At 43.4% G+C, this 11,932-nt stretch carries 9 protein-coding genes and 1 rRNA gene; 3 read left to right on the top strand and 7 right to left on the bottom strand.

Annotated features, from left to right (window positions below; translation table 11 throughout):
- The 5 genes from AACS92_RS16550 to pepQ form a co-directional block, all read right to left on the bottom strand.
- Positions 1–94 (bottom strand): 16S ribosomal RNA (locus AACS92_RS16550); the annotation flags it as partial.
- Between the two features lie 394 nt (positions 95–488).
- Positions 489–1,031: a menaquinone-dependent protoporphyrinogen IX dehydrogenase gene (hemG, locus tag AACS92_RS16545; protein ID WP_099111844.1), complete on the bottom strand. Its 543-nt coding sequence runs from the start codon at positions 1,029–1,031 to the stop codon at positions 489–491.
- 25 nt (positions 1,032–1,056) lie between these two features.
- Positions 1,057–2,508: a Trk system potassium transporter TrkH gene (trkH, locus tag AACS92_RS16540; protein ID WP_099111843.1), complete on the bottom strand. Its 1,452-nt coding sequence runs from the start codon at positions 2,506–2,508 to the stop codon at positions 1,057–1,059.
- Between the two features lie 37 nt (positions 2,509–2,545).
- The gene (locus AACS92_RS16535; protein ID WP_099111842.1) at positions 2,546–3,157 is read right to left on the bottom strand and encodes an IMPACT family protein; all 612 of its coding nucleotides are present in this window, start codon (positions 3,155–3,157) and stop codon (positions 2,546–2,548) included.
- Positions 3,157–4,491, bottom strand: coding sequence for a Xaa-Pro dipeptidase (pepQ, locus tag AACS92_RS16530; protein ID WP_099111841.1), 1,335 nt, complete (start codon positions 4,489–4,491; stop codon positions 3,157–3,159). The genes AACS92_RS16535 and pepQ overlap by 1 nt, the downstream gene beginning before the upstream one ends.
- A 271-nt stretch (positions 4,492–4,762) precedes the next feature.
- On the opposite strand from pepQ, the gene fadB reads away from it, so the two are divergent.
- On the top strand, positions 4,763–6,949 hold the full coding sequence (fadB, locus tag AACS92_RS16525; protein WP_099111840.1) for a fatty acid oxidation complex subunit alpha FadB: 2,187 nt from the start codon (positions 4,763–4,765) through the stop codon (positions 6,947–6,949).
- 11 nt (positions 6,950–6,960) lie between these two features.
- Complete coding sequence (gene fadA, locus AACS92_RS16520) at positions 6,961–8,124, top strand: acetyl-CoA C-acyltransferase FadA (protein WP_099111845.1); 1,164 nt, start codon at positions 6,961–6,963, stop codon at positions 8,122–8,124.
- Between the two features lie 269 nt (positions 8,125–8,393).
- On the opposite strand, the gene fre is transcribed toward fadA, so the two are convergent.
- Complete coding sequence (gene fre, locus AACS92_RS16515; RefSeq protein WP_099111839.1) at positions 8,394–9,095, bottom strand: NAD(P)H-flavin reductase; 702 nt, start codon at positions 9,093–9,095, stop codon at positions 8,394–8,396.
- A gap of 10 nt (positions 9,096–9,105) precedes the next feature.
- On the bottom strand, positions 9,106–10,578 hold the full coding sequence (ubiD, locus tag AACS92_RS16510) for a 4-hydroxy-3-polyprenylbenzoate decarboxylase (RefSeq protein WP_099111838.1): 1,473 nt from the start codon (positions 10,576–10,578) through the stop codon (positions 9,106–9,108).
- A 627-nt stretch (positions 10,579–11,205) separates the two neighbouring features.
- Between ubiD and rfaH the strand changes: the two genes are divergently transcribed.
- Positions 11,206–11,694: a transcription/translation regulatory transformer protein RfaH gene (rfaH, locus tag AACS92_RS16505; protein WP_099111837.1), complete on the top strand. Its 489-nt coding sequence runs from the start codon at positions 11,206–11,208 to the stop codon at positions 11,692–11,694.
- Positions 11,695–11,932 lie beyond the last annotated feature (238 nt).

Raw genomic sequence — 11,932 nt, 5'->3', positions numbered from 1 at the left:
CAAAGCAGCAAGCTGCTTCCTGTTACCGCTCGACTTGCATGTGTTAGGCCTGCCGCCAGCGTTCAATCTGAGCCATGATCAAACTCTTCAATTAAAAGTTTGATGCTCAAAGAATCGTTACTGTTAGTTCGTAATGAATTAACTGTTTCAGTCACTCTTCAAGACTTTAATCTTTTTTTGCCTTTCGGCTGTCGATAGTGTCTTGCGAGTGCCCACACAGATTGTCTGATTAATTTGTTAAAGAGCGGTGGCAACCGGAAGCGTCTTCCGCGTTGCGAGGCTGCGTATCTTACGCTTTTTGCCTCCGGAGTCAAGCGTTTATTTTCGCTTTCCTTCCGCTGTCCTTCGCGGCGTGTTGCAGCTCAGCGTCGGTCAGTGGTGGCGCATTATAGGGAGTTTTTCGGCCCTGACAATAGTTTTTTTGCATTTTCTTTTCGTTCGTTTCTTTTTTCCTCAAAACGCCGTAATAACCAACAAAAAGATGACTTTTAGGTCTCTTTTTGAGGCTCTAGCTGCAAAAATGTCTGAGAAAAATGATCCACTTGGGCCCAGTCGGTGTATTCAATCTCTTTTGTTGTATCTGTTTCCCCTCCGGTCATACGCATAATGAGCTGAATCATTATGCGATCGAACCAACGGTAGCGAGGATAAAGTAGTGCTCCGGCAAAAACATCGCACAAATCTGGCTGCCAAGGGCTTTTTACCAAAAACTTACGAACATACGCATTCGTCTCGGGCGTTCTTTTTTCTGGTTTTCTTGCTGTTAAATTGACACTGAAGAAAGCTGTCGGTAGTTGATTCAATTGCTTTTGATGACGAACAACAAACTTATGTAATACCGAATTAAAGTTCCCGTAGCGTATTGAAGCCCCGATCATCACCTTATTATAAGGAAGCAAATTCATATGATTGACTGTCGCAAGATCTCTCAAGTCACAATTGATACCTGTCCGGCGAATATTTTCTGCAATACGCATGATTATTTTCTTAGTCTGTCCATCCTGTGTGGAATAGAGCAATAGGTAATTCATAAATACGCCCTTTTATCTTCTTAGATTAATCGCGCCAGAAAGTTGGCGTAAATAAGACTAATAAAGTGAAAACTTCCAAACGCCCGAACAACATTGTCACCACTAAAACCCATTTCGCTGTCGGGTTCATTGTAGTGAAGTTATCAGCTACCGTACCCAATCCCGGCCCAAGATTATTCAGTGTTGCGGCAATAGCAGAGAACGCAGAAAACTCATCAACGCCTGTAGCGATCAGTAACAACATGCTAATAATGAAAACCAATGCATAAGCGGAGAAAAACCCCCAAACTGCTTCAATAATTTTTTCCGGTAATGCCCTACGCCCCAGTTTAATTGTGTATACCGCATTAGGATGAACTAACCGCTTCAATTCGCGGGAGCCTTGCAGAAACAACAACAAGATGCGGATGACTTTCAAACCACCACCAGTCGATCCGGCACATCCGCCGACAAATGCAGAGCACAGTAGCAGAAATGGCAGAAACAGTGGCCACTTAGCAAAACTGTCCGTCGTAAACCCTGCTGTAGTTGCCATCGATACAACCTGAAAGAAGGCATGATTCAGTGCATTTAATTTTGATTCATAAACGGAATGCTGCCACAAAACCAGCATACATATAACGACCAATGCCAACTGGATACTGATAAACATACGAAATTCAGGATCACGCCAATAGACTTTTAGGCTTCTTCCTGAAAGCACTGCGAAGTGCAAACCAAAGTTACAGCCAGAGATCAGCAGAAAAATTGCAATAATAGTATTAATCGTTGGGCTATTAAAAAAACCTACGCTGGCATCATGGGTCGAGAACCCCCCTATCGCAATAGTAGAAAAGCTATGAGAAATGGCATCAAAAACTGACATCCCGGCTGCCCATAAGGCAACCGCACAGGCAATGGTTAACAAAACATAAATCAGCCAGAGAGTCTTTGCCGTTTCAGCAATACGAGGACGCATTTTATTATCTTTCAGTGGCCCCGGCATTTCAGCACGATAAAGCTGCATTCCCCCGACCCCCAGCAAAGGCAGGATCGCAACCGCCAGTACGATGATTCCCATTCCTCCCAACCATTGCAGCATTTGCCGATAAAAGAGAATGGCTTTAGGGAGGGAATCAAGACCAACGAGTGTTGTTGCTCCTGTCGTCGTCAATCCTGAGAAAGATTCAAAAAAAGCATCAGTAATAGAAAGATTAGGTTTTTCTGAGAAAATAAAAGGCAAAGCACCGACACTACCCAGTACAGTCCAGAACAGTACAACGATCAAGAAACCTTCCTTAGGCTTCAATTCATATTTTTGTTCCCGATTGGGTACCCAAAGTACCAAACCAATCAGAAGTGCAAAAATGAATGTCTGACTGAAAGCTTTGCCGGCACCATCTCGGTAAATCAATGCCACCAACCCCGGAATAATCATTGTGACAGAGAAAATAATGACAAGTAGCCCGACAATACGGGTTATGGTGCGAAAATGCATTCAGCAGGTTCCTTCGAAATCAGGTATGACAAAATAATTATTCTTTTGATGTTAAAAATAGCGTACCGCGACTTAAGTCACGTAATTTATTACCTATTTCATCTGCAAGGGTAGCAGGTAATGAGACTTGCAATGTAACATTTTCCGTATATTCGCTGGCAAGTACTTGCCCTGAAAATTGCTGTAATAACTGTTCTACCATTGAGATTTGTGCATATTCACATTGTATCTGGTACTGTTTTTGTGGAATTTTATACTCTGTTTCCAATAGCTTGAGCGCCTGCTGAACGCCATTACCGTAGGCTTTCACTAACCCGCCAGTACCTAGTTTAATCCCCCCAAAATAACGGACGGATATTGCAGTGATCTCCCCTAAACCGCTTCCTATCAATTGTGCAATCATCGGCTTACCCGCGGTTCCGGTAGGCTCTCCATCATCTGAAAAACCTAACTGCTGAGAATCATCGGGAGCGCCAGCAACAAAAGCCCAGCAGTGATGCCGGGCATCAGGGTATTGCTGTTTGATACGTTGAATAAACGATTTTGCTTCATCAACCCCGCTGGTATGCTCCAGCAGGGTAATAAAACGGCTTTTCTTTATTTCTTCAGTAAAGCTGACTGAAGCCGCTGGAATTAAATAAGGCTTCATTACGGCAACTGTAAATCTCTGGTCATATTTTCAATTTTTCCATCATGGATAACGATATTATCTTCAATACGAATACCGCCATATGGCTTAAGCGCCTCGATCTTCTTCCAGTCAAAGTGTTTGCTGTATTCGCTGACACGCCACGGCGCCAATAAGGTTTCAATAAAATAAAGCCCCGGTTCAATGGTCAAAACCATTCTTGGCTCCAGAACACGTGTGCAACGCAAATAAGGATACATTTCCGGCGCAGCCAGATGAGTTCCGGTATCATCCTGCATAAATCCGGCGGAATCATGTACCTGCAATCCAAGCGGATGACCAAGACCGTGAGGGAAAAACGGCGCTGTCAGCCCTTTTTCAACCATAGCCTCTTCACTAATTCCATTAATGATATCGTGCTTTTTCAGCAACCTGGCTATGCGATAGTGCATATTGACATGATAATCGGTATACCGAGTACCCGCTTTGATCGTGGTTATAATTGCCTGCTGGTCGTCATTCAGTCCTTTAATCAGAGAAGCAAACTCACTGTTTGATTTTGCTGCATAAGTTCTGGTGATATCCGCAGCATAGCCATTATATTCTGCACCCGCATCAATCAAAAAACTGCGAATTTCAGCAGGTACAGTTTGCTGCAACTTTGTATAGTGCAAAACAGCAGCATTTTCATTCAGAGCGATAATATTGTCATAAGGAACATCAGTATCACGGTGGCCTGTTGCGATCAGATAGAACATATTGATTTCGAACTCGCTGACACCTGACAAAAACGCATCATGTGCCGCCATATGGCCATTCACTGCTGTCTTCTGCGCTTCACGCATACAGGCCAGTTCGTAATCTGTCTTATAGGAACGATGGTAACTTAAATAATCTAAAACGGCTTTGGGGTTAAGATTATGCTCGGAGATCCCCAGCAATTTAGCACGTTCAACTTGTTCGCCGATGTAGGCCGTATGTTGTTTTGAAAAACCATTCAGTGCTGCGTTGATATCTTCGGCGCTAGCCAGATGGAACATTTCCACTTCTTCCGTCCAGTATCCGTGAGGAAGTGGTTCCACACTGTGCCAATAGTCCACTGGGGAATAAAACCATAATTTGGGCTTATTGACACCATCGATCCATAACCAGCAATTCGGTACTTTGGTTACAGGAACCCATGCCTTGAAATGTGCATTTGCCTTGAACGGGTAATGGCTATCATCGAGAAATACTCGTAATAATTCACCAGAGTGAATAAGCAGGGCGTCAAGCTGACTGCGTGCTAATATTTCTTTAGCGCGCTTTTGCAAAATTTTAATATGTTCTTGATACAGAGATGCCAACTTTTCCATTTTATGAACCTTTGGGTTATCTGGCCGGAATTTGAATTTTACCACAATACATTATTTTTCGTGTCATCACTGAAAATCAACTTAATAAGAATTAACTGATAATATTTATATTTTTCAAAGCAATAATAAAAAATAGCACTTCCCATCATAAATCTTACCTGTGATCCGCCCTACAAAAAATTAATCATTGGTTTGCATTCACTTAACACACTAATCACAATCAACTGCATCTGGTCATACCAGATGGTATGCACTCATTGAGGAGAATGACATGCTCTACCTAAGTGAAACTATTCAAGTAAACTGGCTGAAAGATGGCATTGCAGAACTGATCTTCAATGCGTCAGCCGCAATTAATAAACTGGATACCAAGACTGTTGCATCACTGGATAAGGCAATTGCTACCCTTGAACAACAATCTGAATTAAAAGGGCTATTAATCCGTTCTGAAAAACAAGCCTTTATCGTCGGTGCTGATATCACAGAATTTTTATCTTTATTCAGCGCTCCGGCAGAAAAACTGCATGAATTACTGAATCTCGCTAATAACATTTTCAACCGAATTGAAGACCTCGCGGTTCCTACAGTCTCCGCAATCAATGGGTATGCGCTTGGTGGTGGTTGCGAATTGGTACTTGCCACTGATTTTCGCGTAGCATCCCCCGATCTTCGTATCGGTTTACCAGAAACTAAACTAGGTATCATGCCGGGTTTTGGTGGCTCAGTTCGTATGCCACGCTTGATCGGAACTGATAATGCCCTTGAAATTATTACAGCCGGCAAAGATATCGGTGCAGAAGAAGCGTTGAAAAATGGCTTGGTTGATGCCGTTGTACCTGCTGAAAAACTGGTTAACTCTGCTGTTTCTATTCTGGAACAGGCTATTAAAGGTGATTTAGACTGGAAAGCCGCCCGCCAACCGAAACTAGTCCCACTTAGCCTTAATACGATTGAACGCACCATGAGCTTCACAGTGGCTAAAGGCATGGTAATGAAAGTCGCAGGGCCTCATTATCCGGCTCCAATTACTGCGGTAAAAACCATTGAAAAAGCAGCGACTCTGAATCGCGATGAAGCATTAAAACTGGAAAGTGATAGCTTCGTTATGCTGGCGCATACTTCAGTTGCCCGTGCTTTAGTCGGGATCTTCCTGAATGATCAGTATGTAAAAAGTCTGGCAAAAAAACATCTGAAAGAAGTTTCAACACCTCAACATGCCGCTGTTCTGGGCGCGGGTATTATGGGTGGCGGTATCGCTTACCAATCAGCACGTAAAGGTGTGCCGGTTCTGATGAAAGATATTAATCAGAAAGCGCTGGATCTCGGCATGAATGAAGCGGCTAAATTGCTGAACAAACAGTTTGAGCGCGGACGTCTGGATGCGATGAAGATGGCTAAGATTTTGTCATCAATCCAACCAACACTGAATTATGCCGGTATTGAGCAATCTCAGATTGTAGTCGAAGCCGTTGTTGAAAATCCGAAAATTAAAGCAGCAGTACTGGCAGAAACAGAATCTCATATTAATGATGATTGCATTCTTGCATCCAACACTTCCACTATTCCCATCACTGAATTAGCCAAGTCACTGCAGCGACCAGAAAACTTCTGTGGTATGCACTTTTTTAACCCAGTTCACCGCATGCCGCTGGTTGAAGTCATTCGTGGAGAAAAAACATCAGAAAAAACAATTTCTGCTGTTGTTGCCTATGCCAGCAAAATGGGCAAAACCCCGATTGTTGTGAATGATTGCCCCGGCTTTTTCGTAAACCGTGTTCTATTCCCATATCTGGCCGGCTTTGGCATGTTATTGCGAGATGGTGGTGATTTCCGTCAAATCGACAAAATCATGGAAAAAGAATTTGGCTGGCCGATGGGCCCTGCTTATCTGATTGATGTAGTTGGGATTGATACTGCCCATCACGCACAAAGCGTTATGGCCCAAGGTTTTCCTGAGCGTATGAGCCGTGATTATCAGGATGCCATTGATGTCTTGTTTGAAAACGAGCGTTACGGCCAGAAAAATGGTGTTGGTTTCTATAAATACACTCAGGATAGAAAAGGTAAACCGAAAAAAGAGCAGGACGAGATCACCGATCAGTTACTGGCAGGTGTAAGCCAGCCTAAACAGACTTTCTCTGGCGAAGATATCATTGCACGTACCATGATCCCAATGATTAACGAAGTTGTTCGTTGTCTGGAAGAAGGTGTGATTGCCAGCCCTGCAGAGGCAGACATGGCGCTGGTTTATGGTTTAGGTTTCCCTCCATTCCACGGTGGCGTTTTCCGTTATCTGGATACAATGGGAACAGCAGCCTATGTGAAACTGGCTGAAAGCTATGCCCATTTAGGTGCACTTTATCAGGTTCCAGCCGGCCTGAAAGCGAAAGCTGAGAGCAATGAAAGTTACTATCCTGCGGCAGCAAAACTTGCTGTTAATTCAGGTGAAACAGCGTGAGGTCTGAAAACATGGAAAACGTAGTCATTATTGATGGTATCCGTACCCCGATGGGGCGCTCAAAAGGTGGAGTATTCCGTCAGACCCGTGCCGAAGATCTCTCAGCACATTTGATGAAGTCACTCCTTAAACGTAACCCATCAGTACAACCTGAGCAGATTGATGATATCTCTTGGGGGTGTGTACAACAAACACTGGAACAAGGGTTTAATATTGCCCGTAATGCAGCCTTACTGGCCGGGCTTCCGCATTCAGTACCCGCGGTTACCGTTAACCGTCTGTGTGGCTCTTCGATGCAATCATTGCATGATGCTACCCGCATGATCATGACGGGAGATGCCAATATCGCCATGATTGGTGGTGTTGAGCACATGGGCCACGTTCCGATGACTCATGGCGTCGATTTCCACCCTAAATTAAGCCGTAATGTAGCAAAAGCAGCAGGTGTAATGGGCCTGACGGCTGAAATGCTGGCAAAAATGCATGGTATCAGCCGTGAAATGCAGGATGAATTTGCTGTGCGTTCACATCAGCGCGCTGCACAGGCGACAGAGTCAAAAGCCTTTGCCAGTGAGATTGCCCCTCTGCACGGGCACGATGCTGACGGAAACATTCAGCTTATTAATTTTGATGAGGTTATCCGCCCGGATACTAATCTGAAAGATTTAGCTGGTCTGCGCCCTGTCTTTGACCCAGTCACGGGTAGTGTAACCGCTGGTAACTCTTCAGCTCTTTCAGACGGTGCATCAGCAATGCTGGTCATGAGTGAAAGTAAAGCACGTGAACTGGGATTGAAGCCTCGTGCCCGTATCCGCTCAATGGCGGTTGTTGGCTGCGATCCTTCTATCATGGGTTATGGCCCTGTTCCGGCAACACAAATGGCATTGAAAAAAGCCGGTCTGACTCTTTCGGATATTGACCTGTTTGAATTAAACGAAGCATTTGCTGCCCAATCGCTGGCATGTATGAAGGGTCTGAATCTGCTGGATAGTATGGATGACAAAATTAACCTGAATGGTGGTGCTATTGCACTTGGTCATCCATTGGGCTGTTCTGGTACCAGGATCACAACAACCTTGCTGAATCTGATGGAGCGTAAAGATGTCCAGTTCGGATTAGCAACCATGTGTATCGGGCTGGGTCAGGGCATTGCCACGATTATTGAAAGAGTTTAGCTATCGGAGTATCTGACGATTATTTGTGAGTATTTTCCCCTTGTCTGTCTTATCTATTGCATCACTCAAATAAGTTGTTGCCGTAGTTTCCCGCCTGTCAGGGGCGGGTTTTTTTATTATTGCTCACCAGATGATAGGTATATACACAATGGATTTCAAGATGCGTCGCGGCGGCAAGGGAGTAAATCCCCAAGAGCATAGTTAACTATGTGACTAGGGTGAGCGAGCGCAGCCAACAAAGAGGCAACTTGAAAGACGAAGTGTATAAATCAGATAAACTCGAACGCATCACCATACATACGCTCAAGAGAAGCATCACGCTCACTGCAAAACCGTTCACGGGCAATTTTAGCCATCTCAAAACGGCCGGCGATATAAATATCATACGGAGCTAAATTGCCAAAATCCTCCAGAACAGCACTTAATACAGTTCCCGTTCTTCCCCGCCAATTACCATCAGCCTGCTCAACCACAGGGACGACGGTTAAATTAGGGTAACGTTCACTTAAAGACTGTAATTCACCCAAATCATAGAGATGTTGCAGCTCACGCCCACCCCAATAAATTGCAATTTCGCGCTCAGGATCGTTCTCTAAGGCAGCCAGTAAAATAGAACGGGTATATGAAAACCCGGTTCCTCCTGCAATTAATAGCATCGGGCTTTTACTGTCTTCACGAAACCACGCTTGCCCGTGTGGAATATCGATATCAATAACTTTCTGATCCAGGATCCTATCCATCACCGCCATTGCATACAGGTTCAATTCAGAAGCCCCTATATGCAATTCAATCGTCTGGTGTTCTGATGGCGATGATGCCATAGAGAAGGGGCGTTTATCCCTCTCATCCATCACTACCATAAGGTATTGCCCTGCACGAAAAGAAAAAGGCGAATCAGGTAATAAACGAACCCGATAAACTGTATCTGTAATGGAGTCAACCGATGTTACTTTACAGCTTAGTGTTGTCATGCGTTCCCTCTTATCGCTTCAAAATATCTAATTGATCCCAAATTTCATCGACACGGGCCCGGATCTCATCACTCATGACAATCGGACGCCCCCATTCCCTTTGTGTCTCTCCCGGCCATTTATTGGTTGCATCTAATCCCATTTTTGAGCCAAGCCCGGAAACAGGTGATGCAAAATCGAGATAGTCAATTGGTGTATTTTCCATTAAGACAGTATCCCGTTGCGGATCCATCCGCGTTGTTATTGCCCAGATAACATCATTCCAGTCTCGGGCATTAATGTCATCATCACAGACAATCACAAATTTTGTGTACATAAATTGCCGCAGATATGACCAAACACCCATCATGACCCGTTTGGCATGCCCTGCATATTGTTTTTTCATCGTAACGACGGCAAGCCGATAAGAACAACCCTCAGGAGGTAGATAAAAATCGACAATTTCAGGGAATTGTTTTTGCAGGATCGGTACCAGCACTTCATTTAATGCAACACCCAATACCGCCGGCTCATCCGGTGGACGCCCTGTATAGGTAGAGTGGTAGATAGCATCACGACGCTGGGTAATGTGGGTAATGGTAAATACAGGAAACATATCTATTTCATTATAATAACCAGTATGGTCACCATATGGCCCTTCCGGTGCCATTTCACCCGGCTCAATATATCCTTCAAGGATAATCTCAGCGCTGGCAGGCACTTCCAATTCATTGGATAAACATTTCACAACTTCCGTTTTATGCCCGCGCAACAATCCGGCAAAAGCATATTCAGACAGGGTATCAGGTACAGGCGTAACAGCACCTAAAATTGTGGCAGGATCCGCACCCAGAGCGACAGAAACAGGAAAACGTTCCCCCGGATGAGCCTGACACCATTCCTGAAAATCGAGCGCCCCACCGCGATGTGACAGCCAGCGCATAATAAGCTTATTTTTACCCAAAACTTGCTGACGATAGATACCCAGATTCTGGCGTTCTTTATTTGGCCCTCTGGTTACAGTTAGACCCCATGTAATCAGAGGAGCAGCATCTTCAGGCCAACAGTGCATCACCGGGATTCGGGTCAAATCAACATCATCCCCTTCCCAGACCAGCTCCTGACAAGGCGCAGAACTAAGACGCTTGGTTGGCATATTTAAAACTTGTTTGAATTTAGGCAACTTACCAACCAAATCACGAAAACCTTTTGGTGGCTCCGGCTCTTTGAGAAAAGCCAGTAATTTGCCAACATCATGCAGAGCTTTAACATCATCCTGCCCCATCCCCATCGCAACCCGCTTAGGCGTCCCAAACAGATTGCACAAAACCGGCATCGAATATCCTTTTGGGTTTTCAAACAACAGAGCAGGCCCACCGGCACGAAGAGTACGATCCGCGATTTCGGTCATTTCCAGATAGGGATCAACTTCCATACTAATTCGTTTTAATTCACCAGATTGTTCCAGCAAGGAAAGAAAGTCTCTTAGATCGCGGTATTTCATATTATTCAATTATGCCGATTTTTAAGGGGGAAGGACATTATAAGCTCTCGAATGCAGGTTACAAGGTAAACCCATAACTTACTAAAAATCAATGAATTTATTGTATTTTTGCTAAGACACAGAGAAACGTTGTTCAGCCTCCATTCCTGCTTACCCAATTGCACGAAAAACGTCTGATTACGTAGATAAATTTTAAGCTATTCATTTACACCAATAAAATAGTGCTATCCTCTTAATATGCATTTATTCAAAAAATAAACCATTCTGCAATTTTATCTATAAAAATCATTTTAATTCATAATGATAAGTAAAATGAAACTATTATCGGTTTAATAATGATACACAATGGATTTCAAAATTCACCGTGGCGGCAAGAGAGCATCAAATTTGTCGGGAATGAATTTGCTCAGCCAACAAAGAGGCAACTTGAAAGATAAGGTGTATAAGATGTGGATTTTGGCCCGTAAGACGCTTTACTGCCTATAAAAACATGTCATTTTCTTTAAACACATTTTGCACTTTATATATGATTTGCTTATATCGGTTTTGTTATGCTTCATTTTATAGGTGATTCTGGTATATCGCTTTTGTTATGCTTAGTACATTGTGTAATGGAGTCGGAATATTATGGGAAATTGGTATCTTCTTTATTGTAAACGCGGGCAAATCTCTCGGGCGATAGAAAACCTGGAGAGACAGGATGTCATTTGCCTGACACCCACAGCCAAAATTGAAAAAATTATACGGGGCAAAAGAACGACCGTAACCGAACCTCTTTTTCCGAACTACCTTTTTGTGAACTTTGATCCAGAAGTGATTCATACCACCACAGTTAATTCAACGCGGGGGGTTAATCACTTTATCCGTTTCAGTACATACCCAGCGGTTGTCCCACAACAATTAATCGATGAATTAATGAATGCGACTGAACAGGAATTCACTGCACCAGAAACTCCTGTTGCCGGTGATACTGTTCTGATAACAGAAGGGATTTTTGAAGGGATTCAGGCAATTTATAATGAACCAGATGGAGAAACTCGTTCAATTCTTCTACTGAATATTTTAAATAAAGAAGTTTCCAAGGTATTAGATAATAAACAATTTACAAAACTCTAATTCAACCTAATTATAATTAAACCGTCATTAATATCTTTTATTTATAACAAAAGATACTCAATGACGGTTTTTTGCTGTTTTAACTATTTTTCCAACTGCTATTTGGGGTCAGTATCCTTTCTCGGCGGCCCAAGCCTGTCTAAATAACTTTTCATAATAGTGAGACACTCGATTTACTTTCTCTGAAAGAGTCTATTTGCAGATTTTTTCAAGAATTTTTTCACATTACTGAGCAGTT

Origin of the sequence: Xenorhabdus sp. KJ12.1 (assembly GCF_963876495.1) — a bacterium.
GTDB classification, from domain to species: Bacteria; Pseudomonadota; Gammaproteobacteria; order Enterobacterales; family Enterobacteriaceae; genus Xenorhabdus; species Xenorhabdus stockiae.
The sequence above is the reverse complement of the archived record's forward strand: the minus strand, read 5'-3'. Positions and strand labels throughout refer to the sequence as shown.